This window comes from Bradyrhizobium sp. IAR9, assembly GCF_013408065.1.
In the GTDB taxonomy this organism is placed as follows: domain Bacteria; phylum Pseudomonadota; class Alphaproteobacteria; order Rhizobiales; family Xanthobacteraceae; genus Bradyrhizobium.
The window spans coordinates 168,623-188,518 of sequence record NZ_JACBZW010000002.1; the positions used below are offsets into that span (position 1 = coordinate 168,623).

At 64.3% G+C, this 19,896-nt stretch carries 17 protein-coding genes and 1 pseudogene; 6 read left to right on the plus strand and 12 right to left on the minus strand.

What is annotated here, in order from left to right:
• The first annotated feature begins 44 nt into the window (after positions 1-44).
• Positions 45-1,676 carry a chaperonin GroEL gene (gene groL, locus GGD67_RS06380; RefSeq protein ID WP_018321904.1) on the plus strand — a complete coding sequence of 544 codons (1,632 nt, stop codon included), beginning with the start codon at positions 45-47 and terminating at the stop codon, positions 1,674-1,676.
• 200 nt (positions 1,677-1,876) lie between these two features.
• A complete protein-coding gene (locus GGD67_RS06385) occupies positions 1,877-3,088 on the plus strand; it encodes a hypothetical protein (protein ID WP_018321903.1) in 1,212 nt (403 codons plus the stop codon).
• 149 nt (positions 3,089-3,237) lie between these two features.
• Here the strand turns inward: GGD67_RS06385 and GGD67_RS06390 are convergent, their stop codons facing one another.
• Positions 3,238-3,636: an META domain-containing protein gene (locus GGD67_RS06390; RefSeq protein WP_038971171.1), complete on the minus strand. Its 399-nt coding sequence runs from the start codon at positions 3,634-3,636 to the stop codon at positions 3,238-3,240.
• Between the two features lie 159 nt (positions 3,637-3,795).
• Positions 3,796-5,460 carry an L-lactate permease gene (locus GGD67_RS06395; protein WP_018321901.1) on the minus strand — a complete coding sequence of 555 codons (1,665 nt, stop codon included), beginning with the start codon at positions 5,458-5,460 and terminating at the stop codon, positions 3,796-3,798.
• Positions 5,461-5,775: 315 nt separating this feature from the next.
• Between GGD67_RS06395 and GGD67_RS06400 the strand changes: the two genes are divergently transcribed.
• On the plus strand, positions 5,776-7,536 hold the full coding sequence (locus GGD67_RS06400; RefSeq protein WP_179731671.1) for an ABC transporter ATP-binding protein/permease: 1,761 nt from the start codon (positions 5,776-5,778) through the stop codon (positions 7,534-7,536).
• A gap of 101 nt (positions 7,537-7,637) precedes the next feature.
• Here the strand turns inward: GGD67_RS06400 and GGD67_RS06405 are convergent, their stop codons facing one another.
• From GGD67_RS06405 to GGD67_RS06425, 5 genes are all read right to left on the minus strand, one after another.
• Positions 7,638-8,654 carry a TorF family putative porin gene (locus tag GGD67_RS06405; protein WP_026202635.1) on the minus strand — a complete coding sequence of 339 codons (1,017 nt, stop codon included), beginning with the start codon at positions 8,652-8,654 and terminating at the stop codon, positions 7,638-7,640.
• 392 nt (positions 8,655-9,046) lie between these two features.
• The gene (locus GGD67_RS06410; protein WP_179731673.1) at positions 9,047-9,418 is read right to left on the minus strand and encodes a hypothetical protein; all 372 of its coding nucleotides are present in this window, start codon (positions 9,416-9,418) and stop codon (positions 9,047-9,049) included.
• A gap of 84 nt (positions 9,419-9,502) precedes the next feature.
• Complete coding sequence (gene glcF, locus GGD67_RS06415) at positions 9,503-10,825, minus strand: glycolate oxidase subunit GlcF (protein WP_179731675.1); 1,323 nt, start codon at positions 10,823-10,825, stop codon at positions 9,503-9,505.
• The gene (locus GGD67_RS06420; RefSeq protein WP_179731677.1) at positions 10,822-12,060 is read right to left on the minus strand and encodes an FAD-binding protein; all 1,239 of its coding nucleotides are present in this window, start codon (positions 12,058-12,060) and stop codon (positions 10,822-10,824) included. The genes glcF and GGD67_RS06420 overlap by 4 nt, the downstream gene beginning before the upstream one ends.
• Positions 12,061-12,131: 71 nt before the next feature.
• Complete coding sequence (locus GGD67_RS06425; protein WP_018321895.1) at positions 12,132-13,625, minus strand: FAD-linked oxidase C-terminal domain-containing protein; 1,494 nt, start codon at positions 13,623-13,625, stop codon at positions 12,132-12,134.
• A gap of 229 nt (positions 13,626-13,854) precedes the next feature.
• Here GGD67_RS06425 and cycA point away from each other — a divergent pair, with 229 nt between their 5' ends.
• Positions 13,855-14,250: a cytochrome c-550 CycA gene (cycA, locus tag GGD67_RS06430; protein ID WP_018321894.1), complete on the plus strand. Its 396-nt coding sequence runs from the start codon at positions 13,855-13,857 to the stop codon at positions 14,248-14,250.
• A gap of 1,166 nt (positions 14,251-15,416) precedes the next feature.
• On the opposite strand, the gene GGD67_RS06435 is transcribed toward cycA, so the two are convergent.
• A complete protein-coding gene (locus GGD67_RS06435; protein WP_179731679.1) occupies positions 15,417-16,373 on the minus strand; it encodes an alpha/beta fold hydrolase in 957 nt (318 codons plus the stop codon).
• Between the two features lie 343 nt (positions 16,374-16,716).
• Here GGD67_RS06435 and GGD67_RS06440 point away from each other — a divergent pair, with 343 nt between their 5' ends.
• Positions 16,717-16,899 carry a hypothetical protein gene (locus tag GGD67_RS06440; RefSeq protein WP_038972834.1) on the plus strand — a complete coding sequence of 61 codons (183 nt, stop codon included), beginning with the start codon at positions 16,717-16,719 and terminating at the stop codon, positions 16,897-16,899.
• Between the two features lie 7 nt (positions 16,900-16,906).
• On the opposite strand, the gene GGD67_RS06445 is transcribed toward GGD67_RS06440, so the two are convergent.
• The 3 genes from GGD67_RS06445 to ykgO all read right to left on the minus strand — a co-directional run bounded on the left by GGD67_RS06445 (position 16,907) and on the right by ykgO (position 18,173).
• The gene (locus tag GGD67_RS06445; protein ID WP_026202573.1) at positions 16,907-17,167 is read right to left on the minus strand and encodes a hypothetical protein; all 261 of its coding nucleotides are present in this window, start codon (positions 17,165-17,167) and stop codon (positions 16,907-16,909) included.
• Positions 17,168-17,307: 140 nt separating this feature from the next.
• Positions 17,308-17,940 carry a tetratricopeptide repeat protein gene (locus GGD67_RS06450; RefSeq protein WP_026202572.1) on the minus strand — a complete coding sequence of 211 codons (633 nt, stop codon included), beginning with the start codon at positions 17,938-17,940 and terminating at the stop codon, positions 17,308-17,310.
• 107 nt (positions 17,941-18,047) lie between these two features.
• On the minus strand, positions 18,048-18,173 hold the full coding sequence (gene ykgO, locus GGD67_RS06455) for a type B 50S ribosomal protein L36 (RefSeq protein WP_006611362.1): 126 nt from the start codon (positions 18,171-18,173) through the stop codon (positions 18,048-18,050).
• 309 nt (positions 18,174-18,482) lie between these two features.
• On the opposite strand from ykgO, the gene GGD67_RS06460 reads away from it, so the two are divergent.
• Positions 18,483-19,367 (plus strand): 4-hydroxyphenyl-beta-ketoacyl-CoA hydrolase, encoded by an 885-nt coding sequence (locus tag GGD67_RS06460; protein ID WP_018321552.1) that lies wholly within the window; start codon positions 18,483-18,485, stop codon positions 19,365-19,367.
• Positions 19,368-19,670: 303 nt separating this feature from the next.
• Here the strand turns inward: GGD67_RS06460 and GGD67_RS06465 are convergent.
• Positions 19,671-19,868: pseudogene (locus GGD67_RS06465) on the minus strand (SDR family oxidoreductase); the annotation flags it as partial.
• Positions 19,869-19,896: the final 28 nt, after the last annotated feature.

A 19,896-nucleotide genomic window follows, 5' to 3' on the forward strand; every position in this document is an offset into this window, starting at 1 on the left:
CGGGCGAGCGGCAGACACATCACCACACACGAGGGATTGCTAAAATGGCTGCCAAAGACGTCAAGTTTTCCGGAGACGCGCGCGATCGCATGCTGCGCGGCGTCGACGTTCTTGCCAACGCCGTCAAGGTGACGCTCGGCCCGAAGGGCCGCAACGTCGTCATCGAGAAGAGCTTCGGCGCACCCCGCATCACCAAGGACGGCGTCACCGTCGCCAAGGAGATCGAGCTCGAGGACAAGTTCGAGAACATGGGCGCCCAGATGGTGCGTGAGGTCGCCTCCAAGACCAACGACCTCGCCGGTGACGGCACCACCACCGCAACCGTGCTGGCCCAGGCCATCGTGCGCGAAGGCGCCAAGGCCGTTGCCGCCGGCATGAACCCGATGGACCTCAAGCGCGGCATCGACAGCGCGGTTGCTGCGGTCATCAAGGACATCGAGAAGCGCGCCAAGCCGGTCGCCGCCTCCTCCGAGGTCGCCCAGGTCGGCACCATCTCCGCCAACGGCGATGCCGCCATCGGCAAGATGATCGCCCAGGCAATGCAGAAGGTCGGCAACGAAGGCGTCATCACCGTCGAAGAGAACAAGTCGCTCGACACCGAAGTCGACATCGTCGAGGGCATGAAGTTCGACCGCGGCTATCTCAGCCCCTACTTCGTCACCAACCCCGAGAAGATGACCGCCGAACTCGAGGATGCCTACATCCTCCTGCACGAGAAGAAGCTCTCGGGCCTGCAGGCCATGCTTCCGGTGCTGGAAGCCGTGGTGCAGTCGGGCAAGCCGCTCGTCATCATCGCCGAGGACGTCGAGGGCGAGGCGCTGGCCACCCTGGTCGTCAACCGCCTCCGCGGCGGCCTCAAGGTCGCCGCCGTCAAGGCGCCGGGCTTCGGCGATCGCCGCAAGGCCATGCTCGAGGACCTCGCCATCCTCACCGGCGGCCAGCTCATTTCCGAGGACCTCGGCATGAAGCTCGAGAACGTCACGGTGAAGATGCTGGGCCGCGCCGGCAAGGTCGTGATCGACAAGGAGAACACCACGATCGTCAAAGGCGCCGGCAAGAAGCCGGATATCGAAGCCCGTGTCGGCCAGATCAAGGCGCAGATCGAGGAGACCACCTCGGACTACGACCGTGAGAAGCTCCAGGAGCGCCTCGCCAAGCTGGCCGGCGGCGTCGCGGTGATCCGCGTCGGCGGCGCCACCGAGATCGAGGTCAAGGAGAAGAAGGACCGCGTCGAGGACGCCCTCAACGCCACCCGCGCCGCGGTGCAGGAAGGCATCGTCCCCGGCGGCGGCGTCGCGCTGCTCCGCGCCAAGAAAGCGGTGGGCCGTCTCACCAACGCCAATGCCGACGTCCAGGCCGGCATCAACATCGTGCTGAAGGCGCTGGAAGCTCCGATCCGCCAGATCTCCGAGAACGCGGGCGTGGAAGGCTCGATCGTTGTCGGCAAGATCCTGGAGAACAAGTCCGAGACCTTCGGCTTCGACGCCCAGAACGAGGACTATGTCGACATGGTCGAGAAGGGCATCATCGATCCCGCCAAGGTGGTGCGCACCGCGCTCCAGGACGCCTCCTCCGTGGCCGGCCTGCTGGTCACCACCGAGGCCATGGTCGCCGAAACGCCGAAGAAGGAAGCCCCGCCCGCGATGCCCGCCGGCGGCGGCATGGGCGGCTTCTAAGCCTGCGTTCCGTTACAGTGTTGCGAAGGCCGCCTCCGGGCGGCCTTCTTTTTTGCCGACCCTGCCCCTCCGCTTTCCGATTCAACCGTCGGCCAAAACCCACTACGGTGACGCGCCGATTCGAATTGTTTGGGCATGATCCTCTCGGAAAACCGCTTCATACCTTTCCGGATCATGCCCGTTGCGCGAGGATTTCATCGATGCGTGCGCTTCTGGTTTGTTCGACAGCCGTTTTGGCGGCTCTGCTTGCAGCTTCTCCGCATCCCGCCTCCGCCCAGATGAAGCTGTCGCCGAAGGCCACGATGCCCGGCGGTCCGGAGACGCGCTATTTCACCTCGATCGACGGGCTGATGGACGGCAATGCCGACGTGATCCTGAAGGAGACGCGCCAGGGCAAGACGGTGACGGCGGCCGTGCTCGACGTCTGCTATCCCGTCGCAAAGAATTCCGACCGCAAGGACCGCTTCGTCGTCAATCTCCAGGTCGCGGGCCAGACCCTGACCGGCACCACGCAGAGCATCAGCGAGAAGTCGCCGGTCAGCGTCAAGCTGCTGCGCAAGCAGAGCGGCGACACTTTCGAATTCCGCGGCCAGATCAGCGTCGGCCAGGTGGTGACCGAGGTGACCTCGCCCGACAATTCCGATCTCAGCGAAAAGGAATTTCAGGACAACCAGACCTCCGACGACGGCATCACGCCGCAGCCGAAGGATTTCACCGACGTCTCGCCGGAGGCGATCGCGGTCAAGGTCAAGCTCGACGCTGCAACCGACTTCCTGAAGAGCCTGAAGGGCCAGGCGGTCGAGGTGACGCTGGCGAGCCTCACGGTCGGCTGCGATGCCCTGCGCGCAGGCGAGCAGACCATCAACATGTCGGTCGATCCCGAGCGCGCTGGCGCGCTGCTGGCGAAATTCAAGGCGACGCCGGGCGTCACCGCCGCGGGGTGGACTGCGGGCATGACCGAGATGGACCGCACCATCCGCTTCGCCGCGGCCGACTGGCGCGACGGCGACAAGATCAGCAAGGACAAGCTCGCGGCTGCCGTCTCGAACGTTTTGAGCCGGACGCTCGCGGCAAAGCCGGTTTCGCAGAGCTTCAACCCCGCCACGGGCAAGCTGAAGCTGGTCTTCAAGCGGCCGAACCCGGACTTCCCCGCGCTCGATCTCACCGACACGATCGAGGTCGCAGGGCTCGTCTCGCCCGACAAGCCGGGCACGACCGACAAGCTCATGCTCTGGATCGGCAGCCCCGCGACGACGACCGCCGACGAGAGCAGCGGCGCCAAGCTCAATCTCTCCGACGACACGTCGGTCGACGAGGAAGGCGAGCAGCCCGACGACAACGGTTCGGTCGAGGCGCTCGCCAAGGAGCTTAGGGGCCAGCGCTGGGATGCCGACAAATCGGTGTGGAAGTAGGCTCTCGTGCCCCGGACGCTGCGCAGCACGTCAGTGATGCGCTGCAGAGCCGGGGCCCAGAGGCCCCGCGCAGTCGCCGATCGAGTCTGGGTCCCGGCTCTGCGCAGCAGCGTTGCACGCTGCAGCGCGTCCGAGACACGAGAGCGGAGCTAATTCCCCGTCGTCCGAAAACGCAGCGGCTTGGGGCCGATCAGCGTCAGCACGTCGCCCTGACGCTTCCAGGTCTCGACGCTGCTCAGTGCCGCGACCAGATCGTCGTCGGCCTGGGCCCTTGCCGGCGGGCAGGAGCGATCCTGGATCTGGCCGGGGACGAAGATCACGGTGTTGCCGGCGACCGAGAACTGGCCCTTGCCGCCCTTGCACCAGAGCTCGAGCACGACCTCGCCATGGTCGCCGATCTCGATGTTCGGAATTCGCTTCGAGCCTGCTTGCGGCAGCGCTTCCAGCGTCATCTCGGTGCCGAACGGGAAACCGTCCTCGGCACGCGCGACAATGGACATCGCGAGCATTGCAACCGCAGCACACACCAATCGCTTGAGCGAAACCATGAGACCTCTCGTCCGACCTGATTTGCCGCACCTTCTATAAGACGGCGGCGCCATTGAGAAGGTTCGCGCAACGTAGAGCGCGATGAGATTTGATTGGGCACAAAAATCCCCGCGGGGCGGAACCTCGCGGGGATTTGCGTTCGAGCCTGAGTTGGCCTGCTACTTCAGGACCATTGCCGTGAACGGCCAGACATAGGCCTGCAACGTCACGAGCACGCCGACGAGACAGGCCAGCACGATCGAGTGCCAGAACACGAAGCGCAGGATCGTGCCCTCGTGGCCGTACCAGTTGGTGGCAGTGGAGGCGACCACGATCGACTGCGCGTCGATCATCTTGCCCATCACGCCGCCGGATGAGTTCGCCGCGGCCATCAGGACCGGCGACAGGCCGAGCTGCTCGGAGGTGATCTTCTGCAGGTTGCCGAACAGCACGTTGGAGGCGGTGTCCGATCCCGTCAGCGCCACGCCCAGCCAGCCGAGCAGCGTGCCGAAGAAGGGATAGAGCACGCCGGTTGCGGCGAAGGCGAGGCCGAGCGTCGCGTCGACGCCGGAGAGCCGCGTCAAGGTGCCGATCGCCAGCATCGCCGAGATCGTGATCAGCGAGATCGCGCAGAGCCGGATGGTGCGGCCGTACTCGGTCACGAGCTTGCCGGGACCGACGCCCATCAGGACACCGGAGATGATCGCCGCGATCAGCATGCCGGTGCCGGTGAAGGACAGGTAGGTGAAGCCGAACACCGCGCTCTCTTTCGTCGGCGCTGGCGCGACAGGCGGCATCTTGTTGATCATCTGGTGCAGCTCGGGCACGGGATAGTTCCAGACGAAGATCGAATTCGCCCAGGCCTTGAACGCCCCGTTGCCCCAGATCAGCATCACGATGCAGACGATGATCCACGGCAGCAGCGCGCCGAACAGTTCGCTCTGCGTCAGCGGCGTCTTGTCGAGCGGTTTGGCCGCCGCCATGGTGGCTGCCGATTCATCGCGGCCGCGCAGCGCCGGCGACAGCCAGAGCTGCCTGGGCTGCCAGACCTTGAGGAACAGGATCAGCGCGCCCATCGAGATCAGCGACGCACCGATGTCGACGATCCAGGGGTTGATGAAGTTCGAGATCACGAATTGCGGAATCGCGAACGACACGCCGGTGACCAGGATCGCCGGCCAGACATCCTTCATGCCCCTCCAGCCCGCGAACGCCCACACCACCCAGAACGGCACGATCAGCGAGAAGACCGGCAATTGCCGGCCGACCATGGCGCCGAGGATGTAGGGATCGAGCCCGGTGACCGAGGCAAGGCCCTGGATCGGCGTGCCCAGCGCGCCATAGGCGACCGGCGCGGTGTTGGCGATCAGCGACAGGCCGGACGCCGCGAGCGGCGAGAAGCCGAGGCCGATCAGCACGGCACCGGTGATGGCGACCGGCGTGCCGAAGCCCGAGGCGCCCTCGAAGAACGCGCCGAAGGAGAACGCGATCAACAGCAATTGCAGCCGCCGGTCCTCGGTGACGCCGCCGATGGCGCGCTTGAGCAATTCGAAGCGTCCCGTGCTCACTGTCACCTGGTAGAGGAAGATGACGTTGAGGACGATCCAGCCGATCGGGAAAAAGCCGGTGACGATGCCCAGCACCGAGGCGCGGATCGACATGTTCGCCGGCATGGTGAAGACGAAGATCGTGATCAGATTGGCCACGATCACGGCGATGACCGCCGCGATATGCGCCTGGACGCGGCCGCTCGCGATCAGAACCAGCAGCGTGACAACGGGCACCGCCGCCGCAATCGTCGACAGCACCGGGCTGTTCAGCGGATCATAGACTTGATTCCACATGGTCTTCCTCCCCACGCATGTTTGCGGCAGACGGCCCGCGTGGAGAGCCGATCCTGCTTGACGCTGGAAGCGGTAACCCCCGAGCTGGACGCGAATTCCTCGCGAATGCGGCGGTTCCCGTCCCGCTCACAAGCTCGCGAAATCCCCGAGCACCCCTACCCCGCGCCGTCGAACCCCATGCTAGGGTTGCGGGGTGCGACAAGACAACGCAAATTGCAGACCTTGCGACTTTAGTCTAAGCGCGCCGCTTTTCGCCATTGCCTCAAGTGGTTGGCTCAGGGCATTTGTGCACATCCCCCCAGGAGACCCCGCTCTGTGAAGAACATCAGCGCCACGCTCGCGATCGTCTGGCGAATCGCCGTCCCCTATTTCCGGTCGGAAGACAAATGGGCCGGCCGCGGCCTGCTCGCCGTCGTCGTCGCGATGGAGCTGGTGCTGGTCGCGATCAATGTGCTGCTCAATCAATGGCAGAACCGGTTCTACAGCGCTTTGCAGGCCTACGATCTGCCCGAATTCGTCAAGGAGGTCTGGATCTTCCTTGGGCTTGCCTTCACCTTCGTCGCGCTGGCCGTCTACAAACTCTACCTGAACCAGTGGCTCCAGATCCGCTGGCGGCAATGGCTGACTCAGCACTATCTCGGCGAATGGCTCGAGGGCGCCACGCATTACCGCATGCAGCTCAAGGGCGATGCCGCCGACAATCCGGACCAGCGCATCACCGAGGACGTCAAGAATTTCGTCGAGCAAACGCTGACCATCGGCCTCGGCCTGTTGTCGTCGATCGTGACGCTGGCCTCGTTCGTGGTCATCCTCTGGGGCCTGTCCTACAAGGCCCCCTTGTACATTTACGGCACCGATATCCTCGTGCCCGGTTTTCTGGTCTGGTGCGCCCTGGCCTACGCTATTCTGGGTACCGCGCTGACCCACTGGATCGGCGCCCCGCTCATCAATCTCAATTTCGAGCAGCAGCGCTTTGAGGCCGACTTCCGCTTCAACCTGATCCGCGTGCGCGAAAATTCCGAGCAGATCGCCCTTTTGAAAGGCGAGAACGCGGAGCGAGGGCATCTGCTGCGGCGCTTCGGCTTCGTCATCGGCAACTGGTACGAGATCATGGGCCGGACCAAGCGCCTGACCGCCTTCACGGCAAGCTACGGTCAGGCCGCGACGCTCTTTCCCTATGTGGTGGTGGCGCCTGCCTACTTCGCCAAGCGCATCCAGCTCGGCGACATGATGCAGACCGGCTCGGCGTTCGGCAGCGTGCAGGATGCGCTGTCCTTCTTCGTCACCGCCTATCGCTCGCTCGCAGAGTGGCGCGCGGTGATCGCCCGCCTCGATGGCTTCGAGATGTCGGTCAGCTCCGCCGCCTACGGCGCAGCGCTCGAACCGACCATCGACATCGCACCAGCGAACGGCAAGGCCATCGCGCTCGAGCAATTGCTCGTCAAACTGCCGAACGGCGCGCCTCTGGTCGCAGCCGATGCCTTCACGATCCAGCCGTCGGAGCGGGTGCTGGTGACCGGCCCGTCGGGCTCCGGCAAGTCGACACTGTTCCGGGCCATCGCCGGCGTCTGGCCGTTCGGCACCGGCACGATCGCCATTCCCGAGACGTCGAAGCTGATGATGCTGCCGCAGCGGCCGTATTTCCCGATCGGCGCGCTTGGCGACGCCGTCATCTACCCGACCGAGCACGGCTCCGTCCCGCCCGAGAAGATCCGCGACACCTTGATTGCCGTCGGCCTGCCGCGACTGGCGGACCGGCTCGACGAGCACGGCCACTGGAACCGGACATTGTCGCTCGGCGAACAGCAACGCCTTGGGCTTGCTCGTGCGCTGCTGCACATGCCGGACTATCTCTTCCTCGACGAGGCGACCGCCTCGCTGGACGAGCCGTCCGAGGACCGGCTCTATCGGCTGCTGACGGAGAAGCTGCCGCAGGCCACCATCGTCTCGATCGGCCACCGCTCGACGCTCGACGCCTTCCACACCCGGAAGGTGACGCTGGGGGAGGACGGCGAGATCCACGTCCTCGGTAAAGCCGGCGAGCCGGCCCGGGCGGAGCCGACCGCAGCGCGCTGAGGGGCCGGCCGGCATCTCGAACTACCAGGGCGGGCCCGCGGCCCCAAAGCAAAAGGGCGGCAGATTGCTCTGCCGCCCTCGTAGATGGTCTCGGAACAAACTTACTTCAGGTTGGTCATCGCCGTCAGGTCGAACGAGAGCTTGGCGATGCCGGTCGCGCCGCACCACTTGGAGCCGACGCCCGACGGATTGATGCTGCTGTAGCTGCTGCTGAAGGTGGCGGTGTTGTCGCTGGTGAAGGCGTTGCAGTTAGCCTTCGAGAGGTCGGTGTCGGAGTAACGGAGATCCAGGGTCATCACCTTGTAGGTGAAGCCGACGCCGACGTTCCAGGTGTTGTAGTCAGCGTATTTGATGCCGTTCGGGAACGGGCCTCCGCCCAGCGGGCTGGCGATGCCGGTGCCGTAGAATGAGTCGGAGGTGCCGAACCACTGACGGCCGAATTCACCCGACACATACATGCCGACGCCGCTTGAGCCGAACGTCGTGCTCGGCGCCGTCCACTTGGCCGTGACCGAGGTGTAGTTGCCCCAGGCGCCGGTGTTGAGGAAGTTCGGCGAATAGAACTCGTTGATGCCGAACGCCCAGTTGTCGTTCACCGTGTAGGTCATCTTGCCGTAGACTTCGAAGAAGCTGACGTCCTTCTTCATGACGTTTCCGTTCGCCAACGCGTTGGCGGCGCATTCTGCGCTGAGCGGATTGCCGGCGGTGTCGAAGCCGGCGCCGTAATAGCAGGTCCCACCCGGATACAGGTAACCCCAGACGCCGATGTCGAAGGCGAAGGCACCGAAGGTCGGGCGGATACCGCCGTAGATGTCGATCTCGGCCGCGGCGCGGTTCGGGAAGGAAATGCTCTCACCGGCGACGCCGACATAGAGCTGCAGGTCCTTGGTGACGTTGTAGCGCGGCTCGAAATAAGCCGCGACCGACGGCTTGTTGTTCGACTGGGTGATACCGCGGAAGACGTAGTTGCTCATGATCGCGCCGCCGAAGGCGATATCCCAGGGGTCGAAGGCGGGCGGCGGCGGGGCCTTCAATGCCTTCACGCGCAAGTCTGCCGCGAAAGCCGAACCCGTCGTCACCATTGCCAGCGCCGTTGCCAACAAAGCCACTTTCTTCATTTCGATCCCCATCGTCAGTTCTTACCCAGTCGGATCCCGGAAGCCCCCCGGGGCAAACGACTTGTTCTGCAAAATTGCGTTACTGCGACAATCTGGATTGAGGGATGGGGACCGTGAAGCAAAAATCACGGGCATCTGCCGACTTTTTGGGCGTTTTGACGATTCCACGAAAGGTTATCGCCCTGTGTGTCTTCTCGATCACATTATTTGCATTCCAAAGTGCACGAAGGGACCGTGCAAGTACGGGGAAGGCAGTTAGCGTGGCAACCGGGCTACGAATCAGGCTGGCGGGGGGAAGAGACGGCTTCGGGAGGTACTTGCGGCGATGCAAAAAGGCCGCAGCGTCACCGCAGCGGCCTTCCCTGTTGGCGATCGCGGTCGCAGGACGGGAGCTAGCTTTGCCCCTCGGCCGGTGCCGCTTCCGCAGAAGACGAAGGCATCGCCCAGCTCGTCTCGGCGGCCGGCTCGGGAGCCGGAGCTGGCGCCGGCGCTGACGGCTTCGGCGCGGGAGCTGCCTTCGCCTTCTTCGGTGCCGCTTTCTTCGCGGCCTTCTTCGGTGCAGCCGGCTTGGCTGCTTTCTTGGCTGCCTTCTTCACAGCCTTCTTGGCGGCCTTCTTCGAAGCTTTCTTGCCAGCTTTCTTGCCAGCTTTCCTGGCAGCTTTCTTCGTGGATTTCTTGGCAGACTTCTTCGCGGACTTCTTCGCCGCTACAGCCTTCTTCGCCTTTTTGGCCTTCTTGCTTTTCTTCTTCTTCGCTTTCGCCATCGTGGTCCTCCTGTTGCCGACGAACAATGGTCGATCGGGCGTCGTTCTACCGTCGCTGCCGGAGGAAAGCTCAGGCTTGAAAGCTCAAACTTGCGCGTTCAATGCCGGCCGCGACCCGCCCGTAGCCCAATCGAGAAGCTCAATCGTGTGTACGACCGGAACTGACGTGCCACTGGCAATCTGCACCATGCAGCCGATATTGCCCGCGGCAATCATGTCCGGCTTGACGCTTGCGATGTTGGCGACCTTGCGATCGCGCAACCGGCCCGCAAGCTCGGGCTGGAGAATGTTGTAGGTCCCCGCCGAGCCGCAACACAAATGGCTCTCGGGTACATCTTTCACCACGAATCCATTCTTGGAAAGCAATTCTTTCGGAAGGCCCGTGATTTTCTGCCCATGTTGCAACGAACACGCCGAGTGATAGGCGACGACGATGTTGTCATGTCGCGCAGTCGGCTCGAGTGCGAGGCCGGCGATGTATTCGGTGATGTCCTTGGCGAGCGCGGACACCCTCGCCGCATCGGCGGCGAACGCAGCATCCTCGCGCAGCAGATAGCCGTAGTCCTTGATCACTGTGCCGCAGCCGGACGCCGTCACCAGGATGGCGTCGAGCCCCTCGCCGCCCGCTTCCTTCCGCCAAGCCGCAACGTTGGCTCGCGCCCGCGCCAATGCATCCTGATCGTTGCCGAGGTGATGGGTCAGCGCGCCGCAGCACTGCTCGTCCCGGACCAGGACAACCTCAACACCGTGGCGGGTGAGAAGACTGATGGCCGCCTGGTTGATGCGCGGCGCCAGGACCTGCTGGGCGCAGCCCTGGAGCAGCGCGACCCGGCCGCGCTTCTTGCCGAGCGCCGCGAACACGCTGCCGGCGGCGGGGCCCGGCGGCGGCAGCCGGTGCGGGGCCAGCGCCAGCATCGCCTTGATGCGCTGGATCAGGCCGGGCGTCGCCGAGGGCCGCGGGGTCGGCAGGAAAACGGCAAGCGGACGGGCCAGCCGCGCCAGCACCATGCTGATGCGGAAACGCTGCGGATCCGGCAGGACGAAGGCCAGCACCTGGCGCAGCAGCCGCTCGGCCAGCGGCCGCTGATAGCGCTGCTCGATCCTGACCCGGGCCTGGTCGACGAGATGCATGTAGTTCACCCCTGAGGGGCAGGTCGTCATGCAGGCCAGGCAAGACAGGCAGCGGTCGACGTGCTTGACCACCTCCGCCGTCGGCGCCTGGTCCTTCTCCAGCATCTCCTTGATCAGGTAGATGCGGCCGCGCGGGCTATCGAGCTCGTCGCCGAGCAGCACATAGGTCGGACAGGTTGCGGTGCAGAAGCCGCAATGGACGCAGGCGCGCAGGATCTTGTCGGCTTCCGCAATGTCGGGATCGGCAAGCTGGGCGAGTGAGAATTCGGTCTTCATGCCACAGCGCCTCGGCTCAAGCGGCCCCGGTTGAGAACGGCCTTTGGATCGAAACTGGCGCGCACCCGCTCGCTCAGGGCGGCAATGCCCGGCGCCTGCGGATGAAAGACGTCGACCTCGCGCCTGACGTCCTCGGCCGCCCGGATCAGCGTGGCGTGACCGCCGACGGCGTTGGCACGCATCCGAACAGCCGGAGCATGCGCGTCGCCCTTTGGCGGCAATGCCGCCCAGATCAGACCGCCGCCCCAATCATAGATCACGTCGCCGCCGGTCTCGCGCGCCAATTGCGAGCCGAGCGCAGCGCCTGAGGCCGGCGGGCAGACGATCCGCCAGACCGGCCAGGCGCCGAGCGCGCCGCTGGCCGCGAACGGCAGCACGTCGCGGATCGTGGCCCACAGCGCGGCAGACGCCGCGTCCTCGATCAGCATCGCGGTTCCGAACGGCGTCAGCAATTCCCGCAGCGAGTTGGCGCGGTGGGCGGCTGAGGCCGTGATGCCCTCGAGCCGCAGCACAGTCAGCGACTCGTCCTGGCCTGCGAGATCACCAAGCCCGTCGGTCTTGGCCCGGAACGCCGATTTCGGCAGATGCGCGGCACCGGAAACGTCGAAGGGCGAGCCGAGCGCCGCGGTCATCGCCTTGTTGGCGGCGGCATCATCTAACCCGCGCAGCAGCAGCGTCCGCTCGGCCTCGGGCTTGGGCATCACCTTCAGCGTGACCTCGGTCATGACGGACAGCGTGCCCCAGGACCCCGCGAGCAGCTTGCAGAGGTCGTAGCCGGTGACGTTCTTCACCACCTTGCCGCCGGTCTTGAAGCTGTCGCCGAAGCCCGAGACGGCGTGCGCCCCGAGCAAATGGTCGCGCGCCCCGCCCGCCCTGATCCGCCGCGGCCCGGCCAGCCCAGCCGCGATCATGCCGCCGATGGTCCCGAGCGCGGGCGTGCCGAGCAGCGGCGGGGTGTTGACAGGCTCGAACGCGAATTGCTGGTTCTTGGTATCGATCAGCGCCAGCACATCGGCCAGCGGCGCGCCGGCCTGGAGCGTGATGATCAGCTCGTTCGGCTCGTAGGAGGTGACGGCGTTCAGCGCGGAGAGGTCGAGCACGGCATTGGTCGCCATGGCATGACCGATGCCGCGCTTGGAGCCGTGACCGATAATCTCGAGCGGCTGCTCATTGGCAATCGCCGCGCGCACCACCTCTTCGACGTCTTTGGCGTCTCTGACCTTAAGCGTATCCACGACTGAGCCGGTATCCAAGTTTAGAACGGAAAGCAAATTTGGCGGTTGCAGCGAAGGCGCAGCGACCGACGCTAGAACCGCGGGAGATCCGGAAACGCCAGCTTGCCGGCATGCACATGCATGCGGCCGAGCTCGGCGCAGCGGTGCAGAGTCGGAAACACTTTTCCGGGATTGAGCAGGCCTTGCGAATCGAAGGCGCATTTCAGCCGCTGCTGCTGGTTGAGGTCGATCTCGCTGAACATGTCGGGCATCAGGTCGCGCTTCTCGATGCCGACGCCGTGCTCGCCGGTGAGCACGCCGCCGAACTCGACGCAGGCGCGCAGGATATCGGCGCCGAAGGCCTCGGCGCGCTCGATCTCGCCGGGCTTGTTGGCATCGTACAGGATCAGCGGGTGCAGATTGCCGTCACCGGCGTGGAACACGTTGGCGCAGCCGAGCTGGTATTTTTCGCCGAGCTCGCGGATGCGCGCCAGCGCCTTCGGCAGCGCGCCGCGGGGAATGGTGCCGTCCATGCAGAGATAGTCCGGCGAGATCCGGCCGACGGCGGGGAACGCAGCCTTGCGGCCGGCCCAGAACAGATTGCGCTCGGCTTCCGAATTGGAGATCTGCAGCGTTACCGAGCCGCAGCCGCGTGCGATGGTCTCGACGCGCGTGATCAGCTCGTCGACCTCGATCTTGGGCCCGTCGAGCTCGATGATGAGCAGCGCTTCGACATCGAGCGGATAGCCGGCATGGACGAAGGCCTCGGCGGCGTGGATCGCGGGCTTGTCCATCATCTCCATGCCGCCAGGAATGATGCCGGCGCCGATGATCCGCGCCACGCATTCGCCGGCGGCCTCGACCTCGGCGAAGCCGACCATCAACGCGCGCGCCGTCTCCGGCTTCTGCAGGATGCGCACCGTGATCTCGGTGATGACGCCGAGCAGCCCTTCCGAGCCGGTGATGACGCCCATCAAATCGTAGCCCGGGTTCTCGCACCCCTTGCCGCCGATGCGCAGGATCTCGCCGCTCATCAGCACGATCTCGCAACCGAGCACGTTGTTGGTGGTCATGCCGTATTTGAGGCAGTGCACGCCGCCGGAATTCTCCGCGACATTGCCGCCGATCGAGCAGGCGATCTGCGAGGACGGGTCGGGCGCGTAATAGAAGCCGGCATGAGCGACCGCCTGGCTGATGGCGAGGTTGGTGACGCCGGGCTCGGTGACGACGACGCGGTTGTCGAAATCGATCTCGCGGATGCGCTTGAACTTGCCGAGCCCCAGTAGCACGCCGTCTTCGAGCGGCAGCGCCCCGCCTGAGAGCGATGTGCCGGAGCCGCGCGGCACCACCTTGATACCTTGCCCTGCACAATATTTCAGGATGAGGGAGACCTGCTCGGTCGTATCGGGCAGCACCACGACCATCGGCGGCTGCCGATAGGCCGTCAGCCCGTCGGATTCATAGGCCCGCATCTCCGCAGGCGTATCGATCACGCCCTCGCCGGGCACGATCGCGCGCAATGCAGCAACGATCTCGGCACGCCGCGCGAGCACGGCCTGGTCGCTTGCGGGCATCATGATGGCCATTTTATGGAGCCTTCGTCCGACGGATGGAATTGTTTCGGCAAATCAATCATGTCTTGCCGTCTTTGGGTAGGTCCTCCGAAGGTCTCATTGCTTTGTTGCAGCGCAAGTTCTCTCTGGGGCAAGTCTGCTATCAGGAAACCTGTCAAAGTTTCGCGGCTTGTCCACTTGCATCGAACCTGCCAAAACCACGACCCTCCATCTGACCCGGGAAGAGACGAAGAGCACACTTATGACAAAACTGACTTTCGGCGCGCTGACGATCCTCACCGTCATTGCCACCGCACCCGCCGCGATGGCGCAGGATGTCGCGGCCGGCAAGACATCGTTCAACAAATGCCTGGCCTGCCACGCGATCGGCGAAGGCGCCAAGAACAAGGTCGGCCCCGAGCTCAACGGTCTCAACGGCCGCAAGTCGGGCACGGCTGAGGGCTACAGCTACTCGGACGCGAACAAGAATTCCGGCATCACCTGGGACGAGGCCGTGTTCAAGGAATACATCAAGGACCCCAAGGCCAAGATCCCCGGCACCAAGATGGCGTTCGCCGGCATCAAGAACGAGACCGAGATCAACAATCTCTGGGCCTATGTCTCTCAGTTCGACAAGGACGGGAAGATCAAGCAGTAAGCCTGCACAAGGCATTCGCTGCAGCTTCGGATCCGATCGAATCAGGGCCGAAGCTGCAGCTTTTTGTTTTGACGCGCTTTCTTCGCGCGGCCCGTCATTGCGAGCGCAGCGACTTGCCCGCCGAAACCTTGGCGGAGGCGGAAGCAATCCAGAATCATTCCTCCGAAAGACTCTGGATTGCTTCGTCGCAAGAGCTCCTCGCAATGACGGAGCAAGGGGCGGCATCGCGATGCTCCAATGCATATCCCAGCTGCAGTGCCGTAGGGTGGGCAAAGGCGCATAGCGCCGTGCCCACGATCTCCGTCCATAAGCAACAAGGCGTGGGCACGCTGCGCTTTGCCCACCCTACAAAATCGAGATTGTGGCATGCAGCTCAAGTCGCGGACACGCCTTCGCGTTCTCGCGGCGCATTCGCCCGAGCTTTGCTTCGTCGCTACCCTCTAAAGCCAAGAGGGCGCAGGGAAGGCCGGGTGCCGGCTGGCACCCGCGGTCCGCTGCGCGAAAAGCGCACGCAAGAAGACCGCACAGCAGCATACAGGTGTCGCCGATCACTCGGCCTTCCCTGCGCGATGGTTGGACGGCTTATGCCGTGATCTCCCGGGAGCCGACCATTCCTTCTGGCCTCCCTCGCCGTTCGAATTGATGATGCCGTCCACCCGGTTGGGCTCGCGCGCATCTTCGAAAGGCTTGACCGTAGCAACGACGGCCAGGACCACACGGTTTTGCCGTACGCGCGTTCGCTGGTCACCACATTATCTCCCGGCCTTGTCGACGTTGCCGAAAGAATGTGGCGAGACGAACTGAACAGCGCCGTCGTCCGCACGAAGCCTCGGGCTCACAGGGACTACCCGCCCTGCCCGCGCCTCTCGTGCCGACGCTGCCGCGTCCACCGCAAGCCCGGCTCGCGACAGTGACGACCACATCGTCGCCCCTCTTGGGTGAGCCGGGACGGGCGACACATACGCCGAAACCGAATTTCGGTAAAGTGGAATATTTTTGGCGAAGCGGATTGACAGAGGGCGACACAGGCACGGTGCCGTAGGGTGGGCAAAGCGAAGCGTGCCCACGTATCTTTCGCGACCGAGAGAGCTCGTGGGCACGGCGCAAATGCGCCTTAGCCCACCCTACGAGAGCTCTACGGGTGCAGCCACTTCGCGCGAAAAAGCTTAATCAGCCGCCGCCTGTGCCGGGGCGATGCTACCGATCATCGTCTCGATTTCCGTCTTCACGAGCTCCGGCACGGCGTTCTGCACCATGTGGCCGAGCTCGGGCAGCACGATCAGCTTCGCATGCGGCACCATGGCTGCGAATGGGCGCGCGTGGATGTTGGTCTTCACCGTCTTGTCGGGCTCGCCGGCAATGATCGTGACCGGCGCCGAGATCTCGCCATAGCGCGCGGCTTGCGCAGTCACCGCCTCCTTCAGCGTCACCAGATCATCGGCATTGGCGATGAACTCGCGCGGGCGCAGCAGCAGCGGCGTCGCGGAGTCCTGCACGAATCCATCCGGCATCATTTGCGGCAGGAACACGTTGCGCGCGCCGGGCTCGGCCAGAAAGTAGCCGAGCGGCAGGGTGATCGTGTAGGCGAGCAGCGGACCGATCACCGGCGTTGCGATGATCTCGTTGTAACGGCCGACACCGCCGCGCCAGGGATGGGTGACGGGGGCGAGCATGACCAGGCCGGCGACGCGGCCGGGATGATCGAGCGCGATCCGCGCGCCGAGCGCACCGCTCCAGGAATGCACGACGAAGACCGCGCGATCGATGCCGAGCTTGCCAAGCGCCTCATCGATCATCCGCGCCTGGACCTGCGGCGTCGAATCCTCGCGCCGCGCGCGTGTGCTCCAGCCATGGCCGGGACGGTCGACCAGGATGACGCGATGATCTTTGGCGAGCAGGTCCCCGAGCGGGCGCCGCATCGCTTCGAGATTGGAGCTCGCGCCGTGCAGCATCACGATCGGCAGGCCTGCTTCGCGCGGACCGATATCGACGACGTGAAGCGTCGCGCCATCAACCTCGACCATCCCGCCCTGCGGCGGAAAGGCGCGCTGCACGGCGACGATTCCAGCCTGCGTGACCAGCGCCAGCAGAACCAGCGCCGTCACGACTGACATCACGATCATGGAGAGAATCCGGGTGATCCTGGGCACAGGGCAGTTACGGGCATTATGGGCGGCAGTTTCGCTCCGCCAGCCTTCCGCGCTTGCGCCGAAACTGCCGGGGCTGTGGATATGTGCATAATTGAAGAACGTGAAAACTCAATAGAATCAACAATATTCCAGGAGGGCACGCAAGCCTCGGAACAGCTTCATGGGGCCGTCATCGCGGCCTCCATATAATCGCCATGGTCGGTTCCGCCATCTAGGAGCGGGTGGGCGCCGATCCTCCTCGCAGGCCCCGGGGCAACCTCAGGGGATGCGGGAAAGACCGGCAGGATTTGTCCTGATTTGAACCGGAGGATTTTCGATGAGCTTCAGATCGAACGACACTGCGATCGACGAGATCGTGGCGAGCTGCAACGGCGATCTGCGCGGTGCCGTGCGGGCGCTGCTGCTGATCAACGAGCACCTGGAATCGGAGCTTGCAAAGGCTTACGCCGCAGCCGCCGATCGCGGCCTGGTCGAGCGCGGCGGCAACGCCCTGCACTAGATGCAGGCTAGTTCGTGCCGTCCTCGGCTTTTTCCTCGTCCGGCGTAGGCACGGGACAGGCACGGATCGTCGAACGGGCAAGCTTGGCATCGGCCCTCGACTTGTAGGGACCGTCGCCGAACCAGATATCGCCGATGATGACCGGGTTGCTGGTCACGATGTTGCATTTTCCGGTGGCGCGGTTGCCGACCACCCAGAAAAGTCCATCGGCGAAGCTCACCGTCCCCGACGCGAGCAGCAAGCTACCCGCAAAGATCAAACGCTTCATGGCTTTTGCTCCTGCCATGCAGGTAGGCCTGCGGCGGCGCCGGCAATAGTGCTCACGATGCCGCGCTTCCGATCGTGGTTAATCGGCGCAGGCGGCCATCACTCGGAAGATGATCAAACTATCCGCGTCCGGATCGTGCGCTAGATATCCCGTCCCTCGACCTTCTCGGTCAACGCCTTGACCTGGTCGGGAATCTTTTCGAGATGCGGATTGACGGCGAGCGCCTTGCGATAGGCCTCGAGCGCGCGCTTCTCGTCGCCAACCTCCTGCATGATCATGCCGAGGCCAGCGAGCGCGCCGAAATGGCGCGGCTCCCGGATCAGCACCTGCTGGATGTCCGCGAGCGAACGGCCATAGTCGTTCTGCATGTAGTAGAGCGTGGCGCGCCGGTTCCAGGCCTCGATGTAGTCGGGCCGGAGCTTGATGACCGAATCCAAGAGCTTGATCGCGACCTCGATCTTCTTGGCGTCGACCGCGGTCTTGGCGCGGGCCATCAACAGCGCAGCGGTGTCGCTCGGGGTCTGCAGCCAGATCGCCCAGATCCGCGCCTCGACATGCTTGGCGCTGGCCTCGTCGGGCGCCGCCTTCAGCGCGCCGAACAGGAATTCGAGATTCTTGTTGCGATCGACCTTGGGCAGCTTGGCCGGCGCCTCGGGGAGCTTCTTCTGCTTGCCGGGCGGCTCAATCTGCTGTGCCAGGGCCGGGGCAAGGCCGGAGGTTCCCAGCACAAGGGCCAGACACAGGGTGCGCGCGAAGAGGAATCTCACTGCCATGGTCAAAGTCTAAACGCGCAAAGCCGCCCTTGCAAAGCAAAGGCGGCGTCAAACTCGTGTGAGACCGTGGTCTTGCGGGGCGCGCGCGGGCGTCCGGCAGGGCAATATCAGCCCTGACGAGCCTTGAAGCGGCGCTGCACCTTGTTGATCACATAGACCCGGCCCTTGCGGCGGACCAGGCGGTTGGCGCGATGGCGACCGCGCAGCGATTTCAGCGAGTTACGGACCTTCATGGCGGAATCCTGAACGTTCGAAAGGCCGTGTTCGGCACTACCGTTTCGGCACGCGCGAATGTGGCAAAATGAGATTTTTCCCGCCGGCGGACGACCGCCCGGGACGGGGCGGTTCTTAAGGCATGGCGGGAGGTGATGTCAATGTTAACTGCCCCGTTCCGAACCCGCAAATTCGTGAAAACAACCCCATGCACCGTAGAACCGGCCGGATCGGCCCGATTTATCGCAAGGGAATCAGACCTTTCGACGACGTCTTGCCAAATTCGTTATATGATATAATCAATTCGGCAACCCGTCGGGAGGAAACCCATGCCGAAGCTGAAGCTGCCCAATATCGACGATGTCGTCGCCATCGACATCCACACCCACGCCGAGGAGCCCTGCGGCTGCCATCCCGACGACGGCTACGATGATTTCCAGGCGCAGATGGCGGAGTATTTCAAGTCGCCGAACAAGCATCCGCCGACGGTGCCGGAGACCGCGGCCTACTACCGCTCCAAGAACATCGCCGCGGTGATCTTCCCGGTCGACGCCGAGCGCGAGACCGGCTTCCGCCGCTACAACAATTACGAGATGATCGAGGCCGCCTCCGATCATCTCGACGTCCTCATCCCCTTCGTCTCGATCGACCCGCATAAGGGCAAGCTCGGCGCGCGCGAGGCGCGCAAGCTGATCGAGGAATACGGGGTGCGCGGCTTCAAATTCCACCCGACCATGCAGGGCTTCTACGCCAACGACCGCATGGCCTATCCGCTCTACGAAGAGATCAACAATGGCGGCGCGGTCGCGCTTTTCCACACCGGCCAGACCGGCGTCGGCTCGGGCATGCCCGGCGGCATGGGCATGCGGCTAAAATATTCCAACCCGATGTACATGGACGACGTCGCGGCCGATTTCCCCGACCTCAAGATCATCCTCGCCCACCCCTCCTTCCCCTGGCAGGAAGAGGCGCTCTCCGTCGCGACCCACAAGCCGAACGTCTATATCGACCTCTCCGGCTGGTCGCCAAAATACTTCCCGCCGATCCTGGTCCGCTACATCAACTCGATCCTGCAGGACAAGATGCTGTTCGGCTCGGACTGGCCGGTGATCACACCGGACCGCTGGCTGTCGGACTTCGCCAAGATCGAGATCCGCGACGAGATCCGGCCAAAGGTGCTGAAGGCGAACGCCCGAAAACTGCTGGGGATCTGAAGCGGTGGGCTGACGTCCGATCGAACTCGGACAATAGCAGCGCTCTCTCCGTTCCCTCCCCCCTTGTGGGGGAGGGGCAGGGAGGGGGGTGCCACTCGGAGATTCTTTCCGTCGCGCACCCTAGAGCGCTGTGCATCGTCAACAGCCGGCGCCTTTTTCTGGGCTACCCCTCTCCCTAGCCCTCCCCCACAAGGGGGGAGGGAACACACGTCCGCCGGGGCGCTCGGCGGATCTTATCTCATCACGCCTTCGAAAGCGCATGAGGGCTTCGATCGAGCGACCGAAGCCCTCATGCTCAAGACCTCATACTTGCGCGAGGCCTCCATCGACGAAGACCTCGCCGCCCGTCATGAAGCTGCTGTCCGAGGACGCCAGGAATGCGGCGACCGCGCCGGTCTCGGAGGGATCGCCCACACGGCCGATCGGCGTGGTGCTTCCGAGCGCATCGAACGCTTCCTCGCCGACGATCTCCAGTGCCAGCTCCGTCTTGGTCGCGGCGGGGACGTGCGCCGACTGGCTAGCTTGAATG